Origin of the sequence: Mucilaginibacter sp. 21P, from assembly GCF_019331605.1 — a bacterium.
In the GTDB taxonomy this organism is placed as follows: Bacteria; Bacteroidota; Bacteroidia; order Sphingobacteriales; family Sphingobacteriaceae; genus Mucilaginibacter; species Mucilaginibacter achroorhodeus.
Window position 1 is genome coordinate 3,041,081 of record NZ_CP063061.1, and the last position, 24,090, is coordinate 3,065,170.

Sequence of the window (24,090 nt, forward strand, 5' to 3'; positions counted from 1 at the left end):
GTTAAATTTTAATCCATTTAAAATTATCACAACAAAATGGTGTGATAAAATGTACATTAGTCTGTAAATTGCCATTACCTATACGGAAAATATCTATCCATGAGCAAAGTTTTTACCATAACCGAAGGACTTGAAAATTTAGGTGCCATGAGCACAGGCGGACAGGGTTCCGTTTATAAAGGCCGGCGTATGGGGCCTGTGCTTACCGCTATTAAGTTGATGCCAACGCCGATACTTAATGAGAGCGATGACGACCGCAATTACCGCAATTTTAAAAACGAGGTTACCAAACTGCAAAAGGTAAACGAGGAGCCTAACCCCAATGTGGTGAAGATACTTAGCTGGGGGCTTACCGATAGCGGATCTTTCCCTTTTATAGAGATGGAGTACATAGATGGCCCCGATCTGTGTGAATTGTTGAAAGAGCCTCATGATAAAATATTTATGCTTAAGGAGGCCATCCGCGTGGCCGACCAGCTTTCAAGCGCTCTTGCACATTGCCATAGGATTGGGGTAAAGCATGGCGATGTAAAAAGCAACAACGTAAAATATAACGTACATACCGGCAACTACGTGCTCTTGGATTTTGGCCTTGCCGTGATGACCGAGGAGCAGCGCCGTACAAGCATCAGGCATGCCGGTGCCGTGGAGTTTATGGCACCAGAGCAGCACGAAGGTAAGATGCTGCTGGAGACCGATATCTATAGCTACGGCATCATACTTTATGAGTTGCTTACCGGCGAGGTGCCTTTCCCATCAAAAGGGCATGGCGATAGCGCACGTAACCAGGTGATGCTGGCACACATCGAATCGCCTGTTCCTGATCTGCTGAATGCACGCCGCGCCGCCTTGCCTGCATCCTGGAGCGATGAGAAAAAGGCGCAGGAGATGCAGGTACCGCAGTGGTTGCTAAAAATTATTGATAAATGCTTGCAGAAAGATCCGGATAAGCGGTTCAAGAACGGCACAGAATTGCATGACGCCATCATACGTGGTAGTTTGTCTGCTGCAGATAGCCACGATTTCAACGGTGGCCTAAGCAATGCCGCCCTACGCAGCGAGAATGAACGTTTGCATAACCTTTTGTTGCAATACCAGCAAACCGGCCCACCACCTCAACCGGCTTATGAAGAGCCGGTAGACGATGAATCGCGCGTGTCGCTTTCCAAGCCATACTATTATACGTTAATAGTATTAATAGTGTTGTTTATGGGTTTTTCAGTCTATGCAACTTTCCTTAAAAAGCAGGGGCAAAGCAAGCAAGCAAGTGAAGATACGATACAAAACAAGCCCGACACAGGCGGTGTTGATTACGGTTCAAAGTATCCGCAAAGCCAAAGTGCCCAGCCAGATACGATGCCGGCTAAGCGAGATACCCCGGTTGTAAGAAAGCCGGTTACAGAACCACAAAGGCTATCAACAGACAGCGTAAACAATCAGCAGCAGGATACCATCGTAACACAGCCCGAACAGTAAAACATCTGTTTACTAAATGTGTTCAATGAAACTATAGCAAAATATTAAAGATCGACAAGTTTTTTCAACGGCTTGTTCATCTTTTAAATTTCGACTTTTAACTTTTGAATTAACCTTAATGGCATCTACACCTAACTTTTGGCAACGCATTGGTATACAAGATTGGTTTCTTACTAACGAGACCACCGAAAAGGCTAAGGCAAACGCCCTCACGCCAGATACTGTTTACAGCTACATCGTAGAAAAATTTAGGGAATCTATTAAACAGCTATCATTTGCTGATAGGGTGGTGTTTTATCATGAGTTCATCATCAGCTTTAACCCTGATGATTACAAAGAATTTATTGCTGATAAACAAGGCATATTCGGCCTCATAGTTCAGGAAACGGTAGAGAAGTTCTACGAGATATTAAAAGAGTACCGTGATGCAGGCAAAACGGTAAAGCCATCCGGCTCTAAATGGGTTTTCAGGCTAGTATCGCACCCGGATTATGCCCGCGGCGATAAAGGTTTTATTGGCAAGCTGCTACCTGATAATAATGAGCCAATTAAAGAGCAGAACCTGCGGGTAACTTTCATACCCCGTCAAACCGGTATTGCCCAAACTTTTGATGTTAGCCAGGATGTGCTAAAAGGCTTTAATTATTACAGCGAGGGTTATTTTGAAATACCTTACGAGGATAACCTGCAAGCTGCTGAAGAAGAGAAAAAAGCATCTACCAAGTCGCCAAAAGATAGCATTGCCAAACTGGAAACTATCATTCCCGATCAGCAATTTGCCGGTAAAAAAGTTGAATACCTGATGAAAGACGATGAGATCATTGTATCAGGCAGCGAGGAGACGCGCGAAGACTCAAACATATTCACCATACCGTCTGATTGGGTTAATGCCCCGCATTTGCAGCTTAAATATAACCGTTCTGATGGTAAATTTTACCTGGCATCATTCGGAGAGATGACCACACTTAATGAGGTTAAAGTAGAGCGAAGTGACATTAACTCGCCCAAATGGGTTGAGTTACCGGTTAACTCGCGCATGCTGCTTAACGGCATTATAGGTTTAAACCTGTTTAAAGCATAATCAATGTCACAAATATTATCCATAGGCTTATTGGTAATTGGCGGGCTAATGCTGCTCACCCACTTTGCTGATATTAAAAGATCAGGTAAACGCAATGGCTGAAAACTATTTTGGACAAACCGATACCGGCAGGGTACGCAGCAACAATGAAGATACATTTGTTGCCCGCAAAGTAATGCATGACAAGTATGTGCTTGCTGCAGTAATTGATGGCGTTGGCGGATACAATGGCGGCGAAGTTGCTGCCGAGATTGCGCAGACCGTTTTTACAGAACAGCTTAGTAAGCCACAGGCCAATATCATCGAAGGAATGATTGAGGCCTTTAAGCAGGCAAGCCGGGATATAGCTGCAAAAAAAGCGGAAGATAAAGCGTTGGAAAGCATGGCTTGCGTAGCCACAATGGCCATAGCGGATATCGAAAATAACCGCTTTTATTATGCTCACGTAGGGGATACCCGTTTATACCTGCTGCGAGATCAATCGTTAGTCAAAATATCAAAAGACCACTCTTTTGTTGGGTTTTTAGAGGATAGCGGCAGGCTGACTGAAGATGCCGCCATGAACCACCCAAAGCGTAATGAGATAAATAAAGCCTTAGGCTTTAGCAACCAGGTAGAGACAGATGATAGCTTTGTTGAAACCGGCGATTCTCCATTTTTGCCGGGGGATCTGCTTTTGCTTTGCAGCGATGGCCTAACCGATCTGGTAGACAAAGAGGGTATTTTATCGATACTAACTTTAAACGTCTCCTTACAGGAAAAAGCTCGTGAGCTTATCGCCACTGCCAATAACAACGGCGGGCGCGATAATGTAACCGTTGTTTTAGTTCATAATGATAAACCTCGATATCAGCCCCAGGCAGTGGCGCCGGTAACCAACCAGGTAAAACGAGCAGAGGAGCCCGAGGAGAATAAAGAAAGAACAAACCAGGAAGCTATTAAACCATCCACAAAAAATACTGAACCTCAGATGCGTAAAAGCGGAAACAGCGGGTTAACCGTAATATTAGGGCTATTGTGCCTGTTGTTTTTAGGAAGCACAGTTTGGCTGTTTATAAAAGGGCAAACACCTGCAAAGGTAACAAAGCCAATTGCCGATACCGCAAAGCTGCGTAATGATAACGAAGTGAAGCTACAAGATGCCATAGATGCCTTTAAAGGTGATACACTTGTATTAACCGATACGGCTTTTAAACAACCGGTAATGTTAACCGATACCTTGCACATAGATCAGGATACGCTTTATTTAAAAACCAAGGGCAATTTTGTTGTGCAGCGCGATACGGCTTACCATGGCCCTGCATTGGCTTTAGGCGGCAAAGCCAAAGTTATTGTAATTGAGAACCTTAAGTTTAAAGACTTTGATGTGGCAGTTGAATTTGCTAATAACGGCTTGTCTTTAGTGAACGTGCAGTTCAGCAATTGCCGTTTGCCGGTGCGCAATAACTATGTGTTTGCCCAGGACAAAAACATCACGGAAAGTTTCCCTATGATCATTACAAACACCAATACTGCTAAACCTAAAACCACTGCAAAAGCAAATGGAGGCAGATAAAGTGCAACAACCCGGCCGGTGGACCGAGCGCATTTTCATTGTTCTGTTAACGGCATTATTTGTATGTCTTTTCCTCCGTTTACACACCGTTTTGCAAACCCGCTTTACTGATGTAGATCAACGCTTGCAAGACGGCACCATGATAAACCTTAACGCCGGCGACCCTGCAGGTCAGCTCAAGCGCCTGCTTACCAAAGGCTATTACTTTGAGGATAAAAAGGATATTGACCTTATTACTGCAACTGTTGCAAACGCTACCGATAACCATTTGCAGATTGATAATATTGGTGAGCTTAATAAACGCAAATATTTTATTGTTGCCGATGATGCCTTTGCACAGGGTGGCAAATCTTTTAAAAGCAGGGTAGAAGCTTCAAGGGCTTTACTGGGATACACCGGCGCGGATTCGTTGTTATTTGTAAGCGAGAAATCTAACCCAAGGCAGGTGCCTCAAAGTACCGATCTTGAGATGGGCAGCGGAACTATCGCTGCAAACATCGTAAGTAAAGAACAACCCGTTGACGGTGTATTGGTACGGCTGCAGATGATATTGCCGAAAGATAGTATTTACAACGATGAGGAAATAGAAGAAGTAAAACGCACTCGTGAGAATGGTAATGGTTTCACTAAAGTGTTTACACCAGATAGCGCCGGCAGGCCGCACTTACAGGAATTGATTGCCTACGCCCGCACCAATGAGCAAGGCGTTGCGCAGTTTACGCATCTGCCAAACGGCAAAGCGTTTAAAGTATTGCCTTTGCAGCCCGGTTACCAGTTTGGCACATCGCAGGGTGTGCAGGAACTGGATGATGATGCCACTTTCACTTTTAACCAGCAGCCGCACACCATTCGCTTGTTCTCAACCCGCGATTTTAATATTCTTAAAAAAGAAAAATCGTTAACCATACGTACTGTTGACGATTTTAATCACTGGTTTTATATCATAGTCGGCAGCTTTTTAGGTGCCTTTTTGGTGGTGCACATTGTATTGTCAATAGGCTTCAGGAGTGCCGATCAACTGATCCTGCCGGTTATCATGACTTTGACGGGATTATCATTTATTACCTTACTCAGTTTACAGGATCCTCTCCGCGACCGTTTCCTGGCTAAGGATATGCTATTCTACTTAGGCATTGGGTTGGTTGCCATGTTGGTGATGCTGTTTTTCAGCCTTCGCCGTTTTACACCCGATTCATGGGTGTATCGCATTTTGGTATTTAAACAGAACAGGGCGGCAGCAAACGGCTGGCCTTGGGTAGCCTTAGCGGCAACCTTACTGGCGCTTACCATCAAGTTTGGTACCGGGCCCGAGGGTAGCGGCGTAAAGGTTAACTTATTTGGGTTTCAACCGAGCGAGATCGTAAAATATTTGATCATCCTGTTCCTGGCCGGTTTCTTTGCGGCCAACGAAAAGCTCATCAGCGAGTACACAAGTTGGAACAAACGCTGGCAGTTTTTCTCTTTCGCGCTGATAGCCATACTGGTAACGTTGTTCCTGTTCCTTATCCTGGGCGACCTTGGGCCGGCAATGGTGGTACTTTTTACGTTTATTGTTTTGTTCTCGTTTTCGCGCGGCGATTTCATGTTCATGGCGATAGCCGTTGTGCTGTATGTGCTGGTAAGCTGGTTTGTAAAAAACGTTTGGCTTGCCGCGCTTATTACCGCTGCTGCAGTTTCGTTAATGATGCTGTTCAACCGCCGATCGTTAAGCGAATCGGCCATTATGGTGCTGGTTATCATGGCAGCGTTTGTTACGATAGACCAAGTGCCTTTATTAGGTAAGTTATTCCCTGGTCCGGTACAACGTCTGGTAGACCGTAAAGCCATTTGGCAGGATGCCTGGAATAACGAAGTTTATGGTGGCGACCAGGTAGCGAACGGGCTTTGGGCTATGTCCAGCGGTGGTGTTGCAGGTCAGGGCGTGGGCGAAGGCTTTGCCAAAACTATCCCTGAGGCGCATACCGATATGATATTACCATCTATGAGCGAAGAGTTCGGGTGGACGGGCATGACCTGTATTTTCATCCTTTTCCTGCTCTACCTGCATCGATCAATCATCATCGGCCGGCGAACGGGTACACCATTTTTGTTTTACTTGTGTGCGGGCATAGGGGTATCAACCTTTGTGCAGTTCTTGCTAATTGCAGGTGGTTCCACAGGAGCGTTACCGCTATCCGGCGTATCGTTGCCGTTTGAAAGTTACGGTGGTTCGTCATTGGTGGCTAACTTGCTGGCATCAGGATTTTTACTATCGGCTTCAAAGGTTAGAGGTACGCCTGTGCAAATGAATTATATTTCACAGCAACAGGACAAAAACCTGGTTCCGGCACTTATGGCAGCCTTAAGTGGTGTGGTGCTGTTGTCGGTTAGTGTATCAAGATATTCATTCAATAACAAAAAATGGGTGGTTAAGCCATCATTGGTGGCCGATAAAAGCGGCGCAAGGATGTTTAGCTACAACCCGCGCATTGCCATATTAATGAACCGACTGGAGGCCGGTAACCTTTATGATCGTGATGGCGTTCTATTGGCAACCAGCGATCCTAACCTGGTGAAGCAACAGCATCGTAAATTGGTGCTTGCCGGTGCGGCTGATTACAATATTGATTCGGCTATGCACAAGCGTTTGGATAGGTATTATCCTTTTGATGATAAAATGTTCTTTTGGATAGGCGATGCCAACACCGGCGTTTTCAACGGCAGCCCTAATGGCTACTTCGCGGAGTATGAACATGCTGCAGAACTGCGAGGTTTCCAAATGCCTACTGAGAAATTTAACGTAACCGCTAACCGGTATCGGGAAGATAGGTTCCTGGCAAGGGGCGTTAAGGAAATGACAGTTGTAAAACGAGATTACAGCGCCATTGCGCCTTTATTACTTGCGGGCATTAATAGTAAGGAAGTAGAAGCCTTTAAAAAGCGAAACCGCGATGTTAGGCTTACCATGGATGCGCAATTGCAAACCGAAATAGAAAATTCAATAGCACAGGATACATCGTTACTGGATAACCGGGTATCGGTAGTGGTAATGGAATCCAATACTGGGGATGTGCTTACTTCGGCCACTTACCCATTACCACCTGTACACGATTGGGAAAAGCTGACCATGAGCTATGCCGACCAAAATCAACTCGCCGGCTGGATGACCACACAAGATCTTGGTTTTACTTTGGCAACGCAACCCGGTTCAACGGCAAAGCTGGCAACTTCTATTGCATCGTTCAATAAACTGGGTATGGCCGCGGCTAACCGCAAATTTAACGTGGCAAGCTATGAGCGTATCCGTACCAAAGGTTTGGAGCCCGATGAAACCGGTGTAATTACGTTGGAGCGTGCTGTTGCAAAATCAAACAACGTTTACTTCATCAAGCTGGCTAACGAGGAGCACCTGCAGGAAAATATGGCAACTGTTTATCTAAAAACCGGAATGTTCTTACGCGGCGTTGGTGGTTATTATTACGGCCGCGATAAAGAGAATGCTCAGCAGGAAGAAAAGTGGCGCGAGCTTTGGCGTAAAACGGAGTTCAATACCAAGCCGAGATACAATCCAAATAACATTCGTAAAACAAGGGCCAAAGGTATCTCCGGTATGGCCTGGGGTCAGGGCGAGTTGATAGCTACGCCTGCCGCTGTTGCACGCATGGCTGCCGGTATTGCCAATAATGGCACCATGCCGCAAAACCGTTATGTACTTAAAGTAAGCGATTCTGCAACGCAGGTAAAACCGGGTGTTAAGCTGATAAACGATCCTCGCTATGCAGAGCTGATGCGCCATTACATGATAGAACAAAGCGCTCCTAAGGTATATACGCTGGGCCTTGCGGTTGCCGGTAAAACCGGTACGCCGGAGCGCGTCTGGAAAGGCGAGCAGATAAACGATGGCTGGTACGTATTCTTCGCGCCCAAGGCAAACGGAACTGGTAATATGGTAGTTTGCGTGAGGATAGAATCAACCAAGGGGTCGTCTGATGCGGTAAAACTTGCAGGGCGGCATGTAATACCGTTCCTGAAAGAAAAAGGCTACATTAAAAGTATTACAGACCAAACAACTGAATAATGCGTTGGTTTATGGTAGTAAGTGCAATGCCGTATGCCAGTGCGGGGCTTAATGATGGTAGAAGTAAACGTTAAGCCGTTATTTTATTAGCGAGATATTTAGGATTAAGGTCAGTAAAGCACTTAAATTTAGATACATTACTTTACAGGATAGGATGTTCAATTTTTTTAAAAGCGATAAGTCGGATCGGCCGTCTGATGTTAAAGGTATACGGTACGAACTGCTTCAATTTATTAAACAGGAGTTGCAGAAGGCAGAAGGTGGCGAAGGTGGTAACATCCGCGGCTTAAACTTGTACATCAACGCCCCTGCGGCAGATAAATCGCTTTACGAGGCTGCGGTGCATACCGAAGAACCGGAAGTTTTTAAAGACGAAGTACAGCGGATTGCCGATGACTATGCAGTAAACCTTCCTCAGAACTGGCAACTGGATGTGATATTTGACGAGGAACTGCCGGCAGAAGTGGTGCCCGCTAAAACTGTAGACGCTGCATTTTTTATTAAAACCGGCAGCAACTTCATCAAACAATCTGCCTCTGCCTACATTCGCGTTTTGGGTGGAGAGGCGGAACAGAAAGCGTATCACATCCAATCCGGTAAAGACAAGATCAATATCGGCAGGGATAAAAAAGCACAGGCCGATGACGGCTTTTTCCGCACCAACCACATTGCATTCCCCAGTGATGCAGCCGATGAGGCTAACAAGTATGTAAGTCGCCAGCATGCACACATCGAGTGGAGCGATGAGGCCGGGAAGTTTTATATTTATGCAGATGAGGGTGGTATCCCGCCGAGGAATAAAATAAAGATCCGTTCAGAAAAAAGCGAGGACGTGATCAAACTAAGCTCTACCCATATTGGTCATCAATTGCTGGAAGGCGACCAAATCATTTTAGGTCAGTCAGCAGTTTTGGAGTTTAGCTATCAACCAGCAGGCAATGAGTAAAATATTTACCATAACCGAAGGATTAGAGAACCTGGGTGCGTTACGCACAGGCGGGCAGGGATCGGTATATAAAGGCCGGCGCATGGGGCCAATGATCACCGCGGTGAAGATATTACCCACGCCTGTTTATGCAGAAAACACCGAAGACCGCAACTACCGCAACTTTATTAACGAGGTTGGCAAACTGCAGAAGGTTAATGAGGTGCCTAATCCTAATGTGGTTAAAATCTTGAGCTCGGGGATAACCGAGAGCGGATCGTTGCCATATATTGAGATGGAGTATATTGATGGCCCCGATCTATGTGATCTGCTCCAACCACCTAACGATCGCGTATTTACCATCAAAGAAACTATTCGCCTTGCTTATCAGTTGGCTGGGGCTTTGGCACATTGCCATAAGATAGGCATCAAGCATGGCGATGTTAAAAGCAATAACGTTAAATACAATGCCCAAACAGGCAATTACATACTGATAGATTTTGGTTTGGCCATCCTTACCGATGAGGAGCGCCGTACCAGCATCAGGCATGCCGGGGCTATAGAATTTATGGCACCAGAGCAAACAGATGGCATGATGTTGCCGCAATCTGATGTTTATGCTTATGGTATCATCTTATACGAAATGCTCACTGGCACTGTGCCGTTCCCACTTACGGGTGACGGTGAAACCGCCCGCAACAACGTGCGCATGGCCCACCTTGAATCACCTGTGCCAGATCTGCGCATTATGCGTCAGAACAATCTGCCCCGTACCTGGACAGAAGAAAAGCGCGACCAGGAAATGCAGTTGCCACGCTGGTTGTTGGCCATTATAGATAAGTGCCTGCAAAAGCAACCCGAAGACCGTTACGCAAGTGGTGTTGAATTGTTGGATGCTGTTGTTGAAGCCAATTTCTCCGGAGAAAGTAAAGCTGGCAACGCTGCGATACTTGCTGAGAATGAACGACTAAGAAAACTTGTTGAACAGTTTGAGAAAGAGGACGCGGAAAAGAACCGCCAACTGGCCGCACTGCAAACCCTTGCAAAAGAAACCGGCGCTCATTTTAACGGTAACAAAGGTATGTACGAGCGTAATCGGGCAACCGTTATCATGCCCCGCAAAACGCTTGGCGCTATTATAACCGTCGGGCTGATATTCGTAGCTATATCATTATATGCATTCTTCAGGAGTCCTGCCGGTAACAGCAATGTAGTGTACGTACCCGCTGTAAACTATTTGCGGCCACCGTATGTACCTAAACAGTATAATTATGATAGTGTTGCCCATGCCCGACAAGCCCTGCTTGCATCTAAAAAAAGAGTTTGGAAAGCTAAAAAAGTCTGGGCTGATTCTGTAAAGGTGGCACCACCGGTCAAGAAGAAAAAACGTAAGAAGTTCCTGGGGATTTTCTGATACTACAATACTTTAAGATGAGATCACTGTTTTTATCGTGCTTGTTTTTGATGAATTTCGCATGTTTTGCGCAACACAAATCTTTCAAAGTACTGGCAATTTATGAGAACGGTGGTCATCACGTTGAATACTCTAAAAGAGCAAGGGTGTGGCTAAACCAACTTGCTGCCAAACGTGGTTTTACGGTTGATTACATCGAGAATACCAATAACATTGATTCTGCTTATCTCAGCCAGTATAAACTATTTATCCAGTTAGATTATCCGCCTTACGGTTGGAAGGAGAAAGCGGTAAAGACTTTTGAACAGTACATTAATAGCGGCAGGGGAGGTTGGATAGGTTTTCATCACGCTACGCTATTGGGGGAGTTTGACGGGTTCCCGATGTGGGAGTGGTTTTACCACTTTATGGGCGATATTAAGTTCAAAGATTACATCGCCACTTTCGCGTCCGGCGAGGTCAAGGTCGAGGACAGGCAACATCCGGTAATGCGCGGCATCCCCGCTAACTTCTTAATAAAACAGGAGGAGTGGTATACTTACGATAAAAGCCCACGGCCAAATGTTAAGGTACTTGCCAGCGTTGATGAGCGTACTTATCAACCTAACGGCAATATCAAAATGGGCGATCACCCGGTTGTATGGACAAACCCTAAGTACAAAGCCCGGAATGTTTACATTTTTATGGGACATTCGCCCAGGTTGTTTGATAATCCGGCTTACACCAAATTGTTCACCAATGCCATTTTCTGGGCGGTTGGAGGGAAGTAATAAGTCTTGAATTTAAAGTCCTAAGTCTTTTTATTAACAATTACTAAACTTCACTTCGGACTTTCGGCTAAGGTTTTAGACTTATTTTTCCGTTACGGAAGTGTTTAAGCTTTTGAATAAAGTAGTAACAGGTTGTTTATCGGTAGTGCCATAACCTCCCTGCAGAATGCTTTGGCCGGTTACTCCGGGATTATTGCCATGCCCCATAAACCATTTACCATCCGTATTGCTGATGCTGATGCCGGCTACACCTGCCGCCTGCAGTGAAAAATCGGTGCAGTTGTTATAACTCAGGTGGTAATCCACGTCATTGTATTCTTTAGTGAGCTTCAGGATCTTTTCAAAACTTTTCCTGGAAATAAACTTCCCGATGATCTCATCCCATTTGTGTCCCGCATCATTTTTGAATTGCGACGACGTTGACGGGAACCAGGGTGTTGCGGAGAATAAATGGTCTTTTTTAGGGTAAAAACCAAATGAGCATGAAACGTAAGTAGAATCTGTGTTGTATTTGATCAATGTAATATAGGTATGCCCGGTATAAGCCAGTACGTGCACTTTCTTTTTGCCCGGCGAAGGCTGCTTTACATGAAAAAGCAGTGCATAGGCCACCGCTTGTTTCCCATCGTTAAACGTACCCGAAATATTTTCGTAAGTGGTTCTTTTTGATTTATCACTCCGAACCTGCAGGCTTTGAACGTATGCTAAGGAATCGTCTTTGGTGTTGATCGGCAGATCAGTGTTTTGGCTGGTATCTATTTCCAGGCTGTCTACAGCAGCGGCTTCCTCATTGTCTTTCAGCTTTTTATCCTTCTGTAACGTTTTAAAGAAGCACTTCATCGCCAGGGGATAAAGTTTCAATCTTGCGAAAAGGTTTGCAAACTTGAACAGCGTTTTATTTCGCGCTTCATTACCTGCAGCGTTGTTATCACCTATCTCAAGCTGTTTCAGATAATCCATCAATTGCCTGCGGTCTCTGGAATTATTAAGACTTACAGATACCTTTTTTTGCAGGGAGTTTTCATTAACATCATCAAAAATGCTCGACAACTTTGCTGCTTTAGATGCTGTAAAAGCTTGCTCGTCAATATAAGATGAGTTAGCAGATAGTGAGTCAATAGCATTGTCCTTGTAAGGTAGGGATGCTGACAATTGCGCACTGGCGGTTGCTGTGCTAAAAGCCAGTGCGACAAGAACTGAAATTTTTAGAAGCGATAAACGTATACGATCAATCATAGTAAATTGCCATTGATAAGGTGAACGCATAGGCGTAGGGGATCCTATCAGAAACAATAGCAGAGCGCTTTTTTTAGCCGCCGGATGAGATAAAGATAACAACTAACAATTGTGAAATACGCCAATGTGGAATATTTCACACTTTTTAACATTTAGAAGACTTAGTTATAACCGCCTGTTCTTAATTGCTCAATGATTAAAAATTTAATCATAATATTATTTTTTGATTAAATATTATCTTTAGATTTATGTAATTGCCGTCAATAAAGTTCTTGCGTCCTCATTTTTAACCAATTAAACATTATTTTTATGAAAAGGAACCTTATGTTATCATCGCTGATAGCTGTTATGCTATTTGCTTTACCTTCATTTACTCCTGTTGACACTAAACCTCCTCTGAAGAAGGCTGCTAAGAGAAATGCAGCATCTTTACAGCAAGATTTCCCCGCATGTGGGGCTGTGCTCAACATTCATGTTACATCTTTTTCAGCCTATTCAATAACCATAGAATGGAACCCAAGTTCAGCCAGTTCTTATGGTATCGGTGGGTATTGGAACACAACCGGTCCAAGCCTGCCACCACCGAGCGGTACCACTTATACTAATAGCTTAACGCTTGCAATTCCATCTTCAGCAACAGGTGGCAGGGTAGCTATATTAGCAAAATGTGCAGACGGCAGCACTTCTACCGCCGCTGATTTTTCACATGGGGTGTTGTTTGATAAAAACTCACTTACCTGGAGCACTTTTTAAGTTATTGTTATAGACGGTAAACAAACAGGGCCCGCTAATGGCGGGCCCTGTTGTTAGATATAAATAGGTGACGGTTCTTTAAATATTTAGGATTATTCTTTTAGGCTTAGCATTTAAAAAATGCATCAACAACCAGGCAACAATATAAGCACAAGCACAGATGGTGAAAAGTATATTATAACCGGCAGTGATATTTCCTGATGCTTTTGCCGCGTCAAGTATCCAGCCGATAAAAAATGGGAACAAAATTCCGCCTACCGAACCCGCCATACCACCGATGCCAATAACTGAACTTACTGCGTTTTTAGGGAAAATATCTGATGCAGTGGTGTAAATATTTGCGCTCCATGCCTGGTGGGCTGCTGCAGCTAAACTGATAAGGGCTACCGATTGCCAAATATTGGTAGCATACCTGGCGGTAAAGATGGGAACTACGCAAAGCGCAAAAATAAACATAGCGGTTTTGCGTGCCCTAAATACAGGCATACCTTTTTTAATGAACCATGACGATAGGTAACCACCGCCAATGCTGCCCACAGTCGTCGCCGTGTAGATTAGGATGAGCGGTAATGTGGGTTTCTTTAGATCGAGGTTAAAGGTGCTTGAGAAATAGGAGGGTAACCAGAACAGGAAAAAGTACCACATTGGGTCTGTTAAAAATTTTCCTATCACAAGCGTCCACGTTTGTCTAACGCTGAATAAACTTGTCCAGGCAATTTTCTTTTCAACTAATTTACTTTCTGCGGTTTCTTCTTCAGCATCGCTATTGATGTATTCAAGTTCAGCATTATTAACCTTTTTGTGGCGGGAAGGTATCTCGTAATATATCCACCAGAATATCAGCCACACGAAACCTACAGCACCTGTGATGATAAATGCCATTTGCCAGCCATAAACACCCAGTATCCACGGAACCATAATAGGAGCCACTACTGCGCCAATATTAGCGCCGGAATTAAATATGCCGGTTGCAAAGGCCCTTTCTTTTTTGGGGAACCATTCTGCAATAGATTTTACCGCTGCCGGAAAGTTGCCGCTTTCGCCGGCACCAAGGGCCGCACGCACCACACCAAAGCCAAATGTGCCTTTCACCAACGCATGCGCCATTGCTGCAACGCTCCAAACGATGAGCGACAAACTGTATCCCAGTTTTGTCCCAAGCTTATCTATAAAAGCACCGACCGCTAACAGCCCAACAGCATAAGCAGCCTGGAAAGCCATCACTATATCGCTGTAATCTTTCTCAGACCAATTGAATTGCTTCTCAAGCGTGGGCTTAAGTAAGCCGATGACCTGCCTGTCGAGATAATTAATGGTTGTGGCAAAAAATAGCAGCACAACCACCGTCCAGCGGTAGTTAGTTTTTTGTGTTTGGCCCATGATGTAAGGTTGCGTTACCTTGCTCCTTTAACCAGTTCTAAAGCGTGCAGGGTATCGGTATATAATTGGTTATAATTCTTCTCATTTAACAGTTGCGGGCTTATCAGTTTACTACCCATCCCAACCGCTACAACACCAGCTTTAAACCACGAAGAAATGTTTTCGGCACTCATATCAACACCGCCTGTAGGCATCATCTTAACACCGGGGAATAGTTCCTTTACTGATGATACAAAGCCCGGCCCCAAAACATTTGCAGGAAATAATTTCACAAACGAAACATCATAATAACGGGCAACTTTGTCTATTTCAGTAGGTGTCATACAACCCGGTATCCACAAATAATTATTCGTGATAGCTAAATGACCCACTTCTTCTGCAACCACCGGCGATATAAAAAAATCAGCTCCGGCAAAGGCGTAATCATCAAAGTCCTGCGGAGTTTTAATGGTGCCTATCCCCAATATGAGGTCTTGTAGTTCTGTTTGCTGCAACTGTTTTAAGGCTTTAAAGTTCTCCAGTGCAGCCTCACCTCTGTTGGTGTATTCAATAACCCGTATGCCTGCTTTGTAAAGTGTTCTTACCACATCTAAACTTACCTGCTTATCGGCATGATAAAAAAGGGGCAACATGCCTTGTGTGATTATAGCATCAGTAATTTCCTGTTTAGATTTCATACCGGATAGTGTTTATTATATCGTCAACGGTGCTTGTTGTAGCATCGCCTTCAATAAAAAGCTTTGCAAATGCCGCTGCGGTTGCAAAGTCTAAGGTTTCCTTATAAGTCGATTGATTATAAATGCCGTATATCAAACCGGCCATAAAGCAATCGCCGCTGCCAACTTTGTCAATTACGTTATCGGCATTGTAGGTTGCAGAGCTGTGAAATTCGCCATCGGCATAAATGGATGTGTAGTAGTTGATGCCATCCTGTTGATCAAACCGGAAGGTATTGGCTACCACCTTGCACTTAGGAAATGCTTTGATTACATCTTCAGATGAACGTAAACCCTCCTTAAGATAGATACTTTTCTGCCCCGACTCGTGGATGTCGCCTAAAACGGGTATGCCTAAAAGTTTTTCCGCAGCCCACACATTACCCATTATCAGATCGCAATATTTAGCGAGTTGCGGCATCACCTCAATAGGTTGCTTGCCATATTGCCAAAGCTTAGCCCGGTAGTTAAGATCAACAGATATGTAAATACCTCGTTCAGACGCAGTTTTAAGCGCTTCTTCACACAGCTCTGTTGCTTCCTGGCTTAGCGCAGGGCAAATAGCGCTGAAATGAAACCAGCTAACATCCTGCAGAATCTCATCCCAATTAACATTCCCAACGTTCAGTTTAGCGAAGGACGAGCCGGCACGGTCGTATATCACGGCATCGTGCTTCATATCCTTGCCTTTGGTCAGGTAAAAAGTACCCAAACGACCATCACTTTTTGAAATGGCGGTAATATCGATGCCCCGCTTTTGCAGGTAAGTGAGTAACTGATCGGTAAGGCCATTGTCTGGCAAGGCGGTAAAGTATTTAACGGGTATGTTCCATATAGCGAGTGCTGTAGCAACATTAAGCTCCGCACCACCAACATGGAAAGGCATGGTGTTAGTGGCTAACCATTGTCCGTCCGCGTCAGGGCAAAACCTGAGCAATAACTCGCCGAATGTTAAGACTTTCCCCGTCATAAAACCAATTATTAAACTCCGCTAAAAATCGAGAAACCACCATCAACGCATATCATGGAGCCCGTTACAAATGCCGATGCATCGCTAAGCAACCATACCAAAGCGCCTATCAACTCATCCGGATGGCCAAACCTTTTAAAAGGTGTTTTACGGATCACTGATTCGCCTCTGGAGGTATAGCCGCCATCAGGCGTGGTCAACAAGTTACGGTTTTGTTCAGTGAGGAAAAATCCTGGAGCCAGGGCATTCATGCGGATAGCATCGCCATAACGGTTGGCCAGTTCAACGGCGAACCACTCAGTGTAGCAGTCAACGGCTGCTTTACCCATATTATAACCCAATACCTTGGTAACAGCCTGTTTTGAATTCATGGAAGATATATTGACTATGCTGCCTTTGCCTGTTTGTGCGATGGCCTCACCAAATATCTGCGTAGGGAGGATGGTGCCCCAAAGATTAATATCCAGCACTTTTTTCATGCCATCGATATTCATCTTAAAAATATCTTCATCAGGCTGTATAACGCCTGCGGGCATATTGCCGCCTGCGCCATTAACCAGGCCATCTATGCGGCCAAATTTATCTAATATCTGCGTTTTGGCTTGTGTAAGCGCTGCTTCATCAAGCGCATCTGCAATGAGGGCGATAGCTTTGCCGCCTTTTGCATTAATAGCTGCAGCACGCTCGTCGGCAACCTGTTTATTGCGGCCCAGGACGCCAACTGCACCACCTGCTTCAACAATGCCGTTAATAAAAGCGTTGCCTAAAATGCCGGTGCCGCCGGTAACTATTATAACTTTCCCGTCAAGCGAAAATGAATTGTTCATAGGTGTATTGGCTTATACGATGCTTAACCGTTTGGTAAGGTTATAATGCCTTAGGATGGCAATGTAGTATAATGCAGGCTAAAATGAAAAAGCAAACAGATTTTTGTTCAATTTTTTCGATGATGCATATGAGTAATTAATTTTGTTATTTACGGTATGAGTTTAGAACAAACCTGGCGCTGGTACGGCCCTCATGATGCGGTTTCTTTAAGTGATGTTAAACAGGCAGGGGCAACCGGTGTGGTTACTGCTTTGCACCATATCCCTAACGGAGAAGTTTGGCCTGTAGCTGAAATACTTAAGCGTAAGAACGAGATAGAAGCCGCCGGTTTAACATGGTCGGTAGTGGAGAGTGTGCCGGTGCATGAGGATATCAAAAAGCGCACAGGACAATTTGAACGCTACATCGAAAATTACAAACAATCACTGCTTAACCTGGGGCAGTGCGGTATCGATATCGTTTGTTACAATTTTATGCCTGTTCTGGATTGGACGCGTACCGATCTGGAGTATCGCATGCCCGATGGTTCTACAGCCTTACGGTTTGATATGAGCCATTTTGCGGCTTTTGATATCCATATATTAAAGCGGCCAAACGCTGCCACAAGCTATCCAGAAGCCATCCGGGAATGCGCTCAAAGATATTTTGATGAATTAAGCGAAGAAGGAAAAAGGCTCGTCAGCAAAAATATCATTGCCGGGCTGCCGGGGGCAGAGGAAGGCTATACTTTAGAACAGTTTTTGAAAGTACTGGCCGCTTATGATGGTATTGACGCCGCTACGCTGAAATCCAATCTTTTCTACTTTTTAAAGCAGGTGATCCCCGCTGCGGAGCAGGCAGGGGTGTTGATGTGCATCCACCCGGATGACCCGCCTTACAATATATTGGGAATGCCCCGAGTAGTGAGCAACCAGCAGGATATAATTGACATTTATAACGCGGTAGATAGCCGCCACAACGGACTCACCTTTTGCACCGGTTCGTTCGGTGTAATTGAAAGTAACGACTTACCCGCTATGGTAAAGCGCCTGGCTGATCGCATACACTTTATACATTTGCGCAGCACCAAACGCGATGAATTTGGCAATTTTTACGAAGCAGATCACCTTGCCGGGGATGTAGATATGTATGAGGTGATGAAAGCTTTACTTGAAGAACGAAAGAAACGCATTACGGAAGGTCGTAAGGATACGCGCATGCCCTTCAGGCCCGATCATGGGCACAAGATGCTGGACGACCTCCACAAGACCACCAATCCGGGTTACTCTGCTATCGGTAGACTGCGCGGGCTGGCAGAGCTGAGAGGTTTGGAATTGGGTATTAAAAGAGCTTTTGATCTGTAATACAGTATTTTATGTGATTTTACCCAATAAGCGTTCACGTTCACGGCATGAACACTTGTGAACACCGTGAACACTGGTGAACGCTGATAGACTCGAACCGTCCTGAAAAAAGTTTACAGATCAACTTTTGTCAGTGCTTTTACCCGGGATGCACAGTGCCATCGTCCCGGTCTTTATTTGGCTCGGGTATGATCTCGGATGGTATATCATCGGGCGCTTCCTTAGGTATCTCAGGCGTTTTCGGGTCTCCGGGCCGGGTTATTTCCGGGCCTTCAATGTGCGCCGGCATCTCCTCGGGTTCGTTCGGTATGGTTTTGTGCTGTTTGCTCATATTAATAAAATCAACTATTAAGGCAATTGTTTTTGGGGGATAACTGTCTTTTAAACATCTTACTATTATAAACCTTTATAATGAGAAACAGTACTACCTTAAAATTGGCGGTGGCCCTGCTGCTAACGTCTGCAACAACTTTGAAGGCACAGCAAAGAAAACTTAGTTCGTATGTAAATACCTTCATTGGCACCGCGCCTATGAACGACCCTAAAATATTGGGCTACGAATTACCTAAAGACTGGCGCTCATGGGCTGGCTTAACTTTCCCCGGCAGTGCATTGCCAAATGCCATGGTACAATTGAGCCCTATTACCCAATACGGATCAGGTGCAGGTTACCAATATGAGGACGATACCATTTTAGGCTTTACCCATACAAATAAAGGCCATTGGAACCTTTGCAACGTGCCACTGATGCCTGTTAGCGGTAAAGGCGGCAAATTTAGCTCTCACTTTAGCCATCAAAAAGAAAGTGCTTCGCCGGGGTTTTATCGGGTTTATCTTAATGATCAAAAAGTAAACGTGAGCCTTACATCAACCTTACGTGCCGGCTTTCACCGTTACGAGTTTGACAGCAATACAGACCGAAGTATATTATTTGACCTTGCTAAAGCCAACAACAGGGTTAACGATTGGAAAATAGAGCAAGTTGGTAATGCCCTGCAAGGCTACCAGAACGTTGGCGAAGTGATCTACTTTTACGCCGTTGTAAACAGTAAGATAGATAGCGTAGAGAAACGCAACGAAGGCAAGCGTGATGGTTATGCCCTGGCACACATCAGCAACCAAAGCAAAGGGCCCGTTGAGGTTAAAATAGGTCTATCGTTTGTGAGCATGGCTAACGCTAAGCTAAACCTGGAGCAAGAGTTAGGCAACAAAACGTTTGAGCAGGTGCGTACAGATGCCGCCAACATCTGGGAAAATACCTTAGCCAAAATACAAGTTAAAGGGGGAGAGGAAAAAGATAGGCGTATGTTTTATTCATCGCTGTACCGCTCACTGCTGTGGCCTTGTTTAAGAAGTGATGCTAACGGCGAGTACACCGATGTTAAAAAGCAAGTAGTGAAAGGCGATTTCCGTTACTATACAGATCCGTCGCTTTGGGATACTTATCGTAACAAGGATGTTTTGTTGGGGTTGCTTTTTCCAAAGGTTACTACGGATGTGATCAAATCCCTTAAAGATCATGGCGATAAAACGGGCTTTATCCCCACCTTTTTCCATGGCGACCATGCTGCATCATCTATCGCAGGTGCTTACCTGCGCGGCATAACCGATTTTGATATCAAAGATACTTACCGCTTGTTGCTGCGTAATGCTAACATCGAGGGCGGTACACGTCCGTTCATCAGCGAGTATATCAAGAACGGATACATTGCCGAACCGGAGCAGCCAAACCCTAACGTTGAGACAAAAGGAAAAGCATCCGTATCAAAAACCCTGGAGTATGCTTATGATGATTATTCCGTTGCGCAATTGGCCAAGGCTTTAGGCGATACGGCTAATTACCGCATACTAATGGCCCGCTCTAAAAACTACAAAAATGTGTTTGATAAGCGCGTAAACTTTATGCGCGGCAGGCAGCCAAACGGCGAGTGGATCCAAAACTTCAATCCGCAATACCCGTATTATGAATACATGTTCCGCGAGGCTAATGCCTGGCAGGTTTCATTCTATGCACCGCATGATATGCCCGGCCTGGTAGAACTTTACGGAGGTAAAAAGAAATTTGAGGCTAAATTGGATTCACTGTTCACCGTACCATGGAACCCCGAGTACAAAGCCCGTAACGTAGAGACCATGATAGGCCAGTACTGCCAGGGAAACCAACCAGATCATGAAGCGCCGTTTGCCTATTACTTCGTAGGCAAACCGGAGAAATCTCAACGAAAGCTGGATTACATCATGAAAAATCTTTACGGCATCGGTAAAGAAGGTTTGGAATTGAGCGGAATGGATGATGCAGGTGAGATGTCGTCATGGTACGTGCTAACCTCATTGGGTTTATACACCTTTTCTGCAACTGATCCGCAATATCTGGTTACCGTTCCGTTATTTGATGAAGTGAAATGGACAACAAGCAACGGCAAAGTGCTCACCATAAAAAAACCGGGCAAAAGCCGCAACCTAAAAGACATTAAAGTTAACGGTAAATCCATCAAAGGCTACTTTGTACCCCATAGCCTGTTTAAAACAGGTGGTACAATTGAAGTGGTAACAAGGTAAGGCAGGCGAGGATAATGTAGATAGCAGCGGTAATTGGGGATTCCCTCCCTTGGGAGGGGGTAAGGATGGGGTTAGCCACGCAATGAAACCCCTCCCTGCCTTTACGCATTAGCCGCCGCACCCCTCCCAAGGGAGGGAATAGTGCTGCATTTGATTTGTACTGTGTAAATAACATATATCTTCTGAAAATGATATATCCAAGATCGCCAGTTGCTGTGGTATTGAATTTTCATTCCCTCCTTGGGGAGGGGTGGGCAGGTACGTGCGTGAAAAGCAGGGAGGGGTTTCTACAAGCGAATAAGCCCCTCCCTGCCATTGCTACAATCAACATACCCCACCCAAGGGAGGAAATTTAAACTTTAAGCTAAAGCTGCTCAACTTTGTAACTTTAATAGGTTTAAACTCCATCCGCACGCCCTATATTTGCACGTGCCTGCTCCTCAAAAAAGAACACCCGCTAAAAAAACTTCGCCGGTAAAGCGTAAACCTGTAAGCCGTAAAAAGAAAAAAAGCCAGGGTGGTTATGCTTATCTTAAGTGGTATATCGCAGTGCTGGCATTTGCAATTTTGTTCTCGCCGTTTTACTATGGTTACGTGTTTAAGCTATTCTCATCTACCTGGCGCTGGTTTGAGGATCTGGGTACGCCAGCATCGGGCCGGGTTTACAAAAGCTTCGGCATAGCCATACCCGAGGGTTACAGCATACATGGGATTGATGTTTCGTACGCACAGGGCAAGATAGATTGGCAAAAGGTGAGCACTATGCGTGAGGATGGAGTAAGCGTGCGTTTTGCGTTCATCAAAGCAACAGAAGGATTACTGACCGTAGACCCTTATTTTAAACGTAACTGGCGCGAGGCGGCTAAAGTGGGGATGCGCTGCGGCGCTTATCATTTCTTTCGCCCTAAAAAAAATGGCCTGTGGCAGGCGCGTTTCTTTTTGCAGAATGTACAGGTTGAAAGCGGCGACCTGCCGCCAGTGGTTGATATTGAACGGCTTGATGGCAAATCGCCGGAGGCTATGCGCAAAGAGCTTAAGGATTATGTTTTGTTCATAGAATCAAAAACTGGCGTTCAGCCCCTTATCTACACAGGCATTAGTTTTTATAACGATTACCTGCGCGGGCATTTTGATGATTACCCGCTTTGGATAGCACATTACAACCAGCCAAAATTAAAAGTGCTCGGCAATGCAAACTGGCGCTTTTGGCAACACTCTGAAACCGGCCATATTAACGGCATAGGCCACACGGTTGATTTCGACGTGTTTAAAGGCGATAGTTTATCGCTGCAAAAAATGCTGGTTAAAAAAGAGAAAGATTAAGCCCAAAGCTTAGCCGATCCTTAATAAGCCATCTTTTCTTTCGGGAAACTTTTTTGGGCAAGCTTGCCTACAATTTCATTACGGCTCTTACCTTCAAGGTGCATTAAAAATTCTATTGGTCCGCCTTCAACGCCGCAGCCAAAGCATTTAAAAACGTTACTTGCAGGTATCACCATTAACGATGTGGTTTCATCTTTATGGAAAGGGCAGCGTCCTTTTAAAGCCTTGCGGCTTTGTTGTAAAAGCACGTGTTTAGAGACAATTTCTACCAGGTTCAGCTTATCAGTCATCATTAAAAATTGATGCCCAAACATACTAAAGACGCTTTTTTTTGGCAACAGCATTTTGGAAAATGATTTGTGCATGATAAACGCCAGGTATGCCTGTTTTTCTATTGAGAAGATGGTTTAATTAAAACAATAACCTGGGCTACTTGGTTTTATTGGGAATAAAAAGTAAAAAGGCATTTGTAAGGCCACTGATAGTAGTCCGAAAAGTTTCACAACTACTGAGCTCAGCGTTGGCTTACATCGCCTTCTCGCCAAAAACCTGTTAATACAGGTATTATGATTGTAAACCGGTATTTAAATTTAAGTGTTAAGGGAAAGTAATGGGTAAGAGGATATTGATAATTGATAATGACCACGATGTGCTGGACGTTATTCAGGAAGCTCTGAGTTATGAGGGGTATGATACTGTAACGTTGATTGACAGTGATGGTTACGAGCAAACACTTGCTAAAGAACAATTCGATATTGTTATCATAGATTACTTATTGGAAGGAATAAACGGTGGAGATATCTGCCACCAGATCAAATCGGCTGATGCGTCTAAACACATTCCGGTGATCATCATGTCGGCTTATCCCAAAGTGCTTCAGTCGCTTGGCGACTATGGCTGCGACAAATTTATGCCAAAACCTTTTGATCTTACGGAGTTAATAGATGTAACTAACCAACTGGTGAACAGCCGCTCGGGTAAGCATACTGAAGCACTGCACGAGCCGGAATAACCTGATAACAAAATTTTTGTTGAGCCAGGTGATTCTTGGTTTATCTTGTTTTGCCGGAAAGCGACTTAACCGCAGATCAATTTACGTCATCAGCTAAATATGATCATTTTGCATTCGCCAGCTGCTTTATATACTTTGCAAATTTATCATCGCTGTAATCGGCCATACCCTCGTGCCTGAAAACCATTTTGCCGGTTTTATCAAACACAACGGTAGTTGGCAGTGCACTGCCCAATATATTATCGGGTACATAAGAATTTGCCTGTGCCAGCGGTAAACCATAGCCATGTTTTTGAATAAAAGGTATGGATTTTCCAAAATTATGGTCGGCATCTATCATCAGGAAAATAATGTTGGTATCAGCCTTTAACTGCTCATGCAACTGATCGATAGCCGGCATTTCTGCAATACACGGAGGGCACCAGGTAGCCCAAAAGTTGATGAAAATTACCTTACCTTTAAAATCGGTCAGTTCCCTTTTTTTCCTGTCCGGATATTCAATGCTAATAGCAGGTAGCCCTGCAGTGTTTCCGGTTTGCTTAATATCCGGGCTAAAAAGCCCTATCTTCATCAAGCCTCTTATCACCAATATCTTAACGGGCGGTACAAACAATATAGCCAAAAGCAGGCTTGCAAATATAGCGTTGTATAGATACTTAACGCTCTTTTTCTTCTCCATATAATAGGGGTAC

20 protein-coding genes are annotated in these 24,090 nt (G+C 44.7%); 12 read left to right on the top strand and 8 right to left on the bottom strand.

Features of this window, described 5'->3' with window-relative positions:
* Positions 1-99: 99 nt before the first annotated feature.
* The 7 genes from INP83_RS13690 (at position 100) to INP83_RS13720 (ending at position 11,278) form a co-directional block, all read left to right on the top strand.
* The gene (locus tag INP83_RS13690; protein WP_219124682.1) at positions 100-1,476 is read left to right on the top strand and encodes a serine/threonine-protein kinase; all 1,377 of its coding nucleotides are present in this window, start codon (positions 100-102) and stop codon (positions 1,474-1,476) included.
* Positions 1,477-1,594: 118 nt separating this feature from the next.
* The gene (locus INP83_RS13695) at positions 1,595-2,557 is read left to right on the top strand and encodes a hypothetical protein (RefSeq protein WP_146272153.1); all 963 of its coding nucleotides are present in this window, start codon (positions 1,595-1,597) and stop codon (positions 2,555-2,557) included.
* Positions 2,558-2,651: 94 nt separating this feature from the next.
* On the top strand, positions 2,652-4,112 hold the full coding sequence (locus INP83_RS13700; protein ID WP_219124683.1) for a PP2C family serine/threonine-protein phosphatase: 1,461 nt from the start codon (positions 2,652-2,654) through the stop codon (positions 4,110-4,112).
* Positions 4,099-8,169, top strand: a complete 4,071-nt coding sequence (locus tag INP83_RS13705; protein WP_219124684.1) for an FtsW/RodA/SpoVE family cell cycle protein — start codon at positions 4,099-4,101, stop codon at positions 8,167-8,169. The genes INP83_RS13700 and INP83_RS13705 overlap by 14 nt, the downstream gene beginning before the upstream one ends.
* Before the next feature lie 154 nt (positions 8,170-8,323).
* Entirely contained in the window at positions 8,324-9,115 is a 792-nt protein-coding gene (locus tag INP83_RS13710; RefSeq protein ID WP_219124685.1) for an FHA domain-containing protein, read from the top strand.
* On the top strand, positions 9,108-10,508 hold the full coding sequence (locus INP83_RS13715) for a serine/threonine-protein kinase (RefSeq protein ID WP_219124686.1): 1,401 nt from the start codon (positions 9,108-9,110) through the stop codon (positions 10,506-10,508). The genes INP83_RS13710 and INP83_RS13715 overlap by 8 nt, the downstream gene beginning before the upstream one ends.
* 17 nt (positions 10,509-10,525) lie before the next feature.
* Positions 10,526-11,278: a ThuA domain-containing protein gene (locus INP83_RS13720; RefSeq protein ID WP_219124687.1), complete on the top strand. Its 753-nt coding sequence runs from the start codon at positions 10,526-10,528 to the stop codon at positions 11,276-11,278.
* 81 nt (positions 11,279-11,359) lie between these two features.
* Here INP83_RS13720 and INP83_RS13725 read toward each other — a convergent pair whose 3' ends face one another.
* Entirely contained in the window at positions 11,360-12,514 is a 1,155-nt protein-coding gene (locus INP83_RS13725) for a hypothetical protein (RefSeq protein ID WP_219124688.1), read from the bottom strand.
* Positions 12,515-12,823: 309 nt separating this feature from the next.
* On the opposite strand from INP83_RS13725, the gene INP83_RS13730 reads away from it, so the two are divergent.
* Positions 12,824-13,267: a hypothetical protein gene (locus tag INP83_RS13730; RefSeq protein ID WP_219124689.1), complete on the top strand. Its 444-nt coding sequence runs from the start codon at positions 12,824-12,826 to the stop codon at positions 13,265-13,267.
* 78 nt (positions 13,268-13,345) lie between these two features.
* Here the strand turns inward: INP83_RS13730 and INP83_RS13735 are convergent, their stop codons facing one another.
* From INP83_RS13735 to INP83_RS13750, 4 genes are read right to left on the bottom strand one after another with little or no spacing between them, the layout of a single operon-like run.
* On the bottom strand, positions 13,346-14,647 hold the full coding sequence (locus INP83_RS13735) for an MFS transporter (protein ID WP_219124690.1): 1,302 nt from the start codon (positions 14,645-14,647) through the stop codon (positions 13,346-13,348).
* Between the two features lie 14 nt (positions 14,648-14,661).
* Positions 14,662-15,324: a bifunctional 4-hydroxy-2-oxoglutarate aldolase/2-dehydro-3-deoxy-phosphogluconate aldolase gene (locus INP83_RS13740; RefSeq protein WP_219124691.1), complete on the bottom strand. Its 663-nt coding sequence runs from the start codon at positions 15,322-15,324 to the stop codon at positions 14,662-14,664.
* Entirely contained in the window at positions 15,314-16,333 is a 1,020-nt protein-coding gene (locus tag INP83_RS13745; protein WP_219124692.1) for a sugar kinase, read from the bottom strand. The genes INP83_RS13740 and INP83_RS13745 overlap by 11 nt, the downstream gene beginning before the upstream one ends.
* Before the next feature lie 11 nt (positions 16,334-16,344).
* Positions 16,345-17,160, bottom strand: coding sequence for an SDR family oxidoreductase (locus INP83_RS13750; protein WP_219124693.1), 816 nt, complete (start codon positions 17,158-17,160; stop codon positions 16,345-16,347).
* A 156-nt stretch (positions 17,161-17,316) separates the two neighbouring features.
* Here INP83_RS13750 and uxuA point away from each other — a divergent pair, with 156 nt between their 5' ends.
* Positions 17,317-18,504 (top strand): mannonate dehydratase, encoded by a 1,188-nt coding sequence (uxuA, locus tag INP83_RS13755; protein WP_219124694.1) that lies wholly within the window; start codon positions 17,317-17,319, stop codon positions 18,502-18,504.
* A gap of 139 nt (positions 18,505-18,643) precedes the next feature.
* Here the strand turns inward: uxuA and INP83_RS13760 are convergent, their stop codons facing one another.
* Positions 18,644-18,835 carry a hypothetical protein gene (locus tag INP83_RS13760; protein WP_146272166.1) on the bottom strand — a complete coding sequence of 64 codons (192 nt, stop codon included), beginning with the start codon at positions 18,833-18,835 and terminating at the stop codon, positions 18,644-18,646.
* Positions 18,836-18,915: 80 nt separating this feature from the next.
* On the opposite strand from INP83_RS13760, the gene INP83_RS13765 reads away from it, so the two are divergent.
* Together INP83_RS13765 and INP83_RS13770 are read left to right on the top strand one after the other, a co-directional pair.
* Entirely contained in the window at positions 18,916-21,063 is a 2,148-nt protein-coding gene (locus INP83_RS13765; RefSeq protein ID WP_146272167.1) for a GH92 family glycosyl hydrolase, read from the top strand.
* Between the two features lie 429 nt (positions 21,064-21,492).
* Positions 21,493-22,386, top strand: coding sequence for a glycoside hydrolase family 25 protein (locus INP83_RS13770; RefSeq protein WP_219124695.1), 894 nt, complete (start codon positions 21,493-21,495; stop codon positions 22,384-22,386).
* A gap of 20 nt (positions 22,387-22,406) precedes the next feature.
* Here INP83_RS13770 and INP83_RS13775 read toward each other — a convergent pair whose 3' ends face one another.
* Positions 22,407-22,679 carry a CHC2 zinc finger domain-containing protein gene (locus INP83_RS13775; protein ID WP_219124696.1) on the bottom strand — a complete coding sequence of 91 codons (273 nt, stop codon included), beginning with the start codon at positions 22,677-22,679 and terminating at the stop codon, positions 22,407-22,409.
* Between the two features lie 317 nt (positions 22,680-22,996).
* On the opposite strand from INP83_RS13775, the gene INP83_RS13780 reads away from it, so the two are divergent.
* Positions 22,997-23,398, top strand: coding sequence for a response regulator (locus INP83_RS13780; protein WP_219124697.1), 402 nt, complete (start codon positions 22,997-22,999; stop codon positions 23,396-23,398).
* A 103-nt stretch (positions 23,399-23,501) separates the two neighbouring features.
* On the opposite strand, the gene INP83_RS13785 is transcribed toward INP83_RS13780, so the two are convergent.
* Complete coding sequence (locus INP83_RS13785; protein ID WP_219124698.1) at positions 23,502-24,077, bottom strand: TlpA disulfide reductase family protein; 576 nt, start codon at positions 24,075-24,077, stop codon at positions 23,502-23,504.
* Between the last annotated feature and the right edge of the window lie 13 nt (positions 24,078-24,090).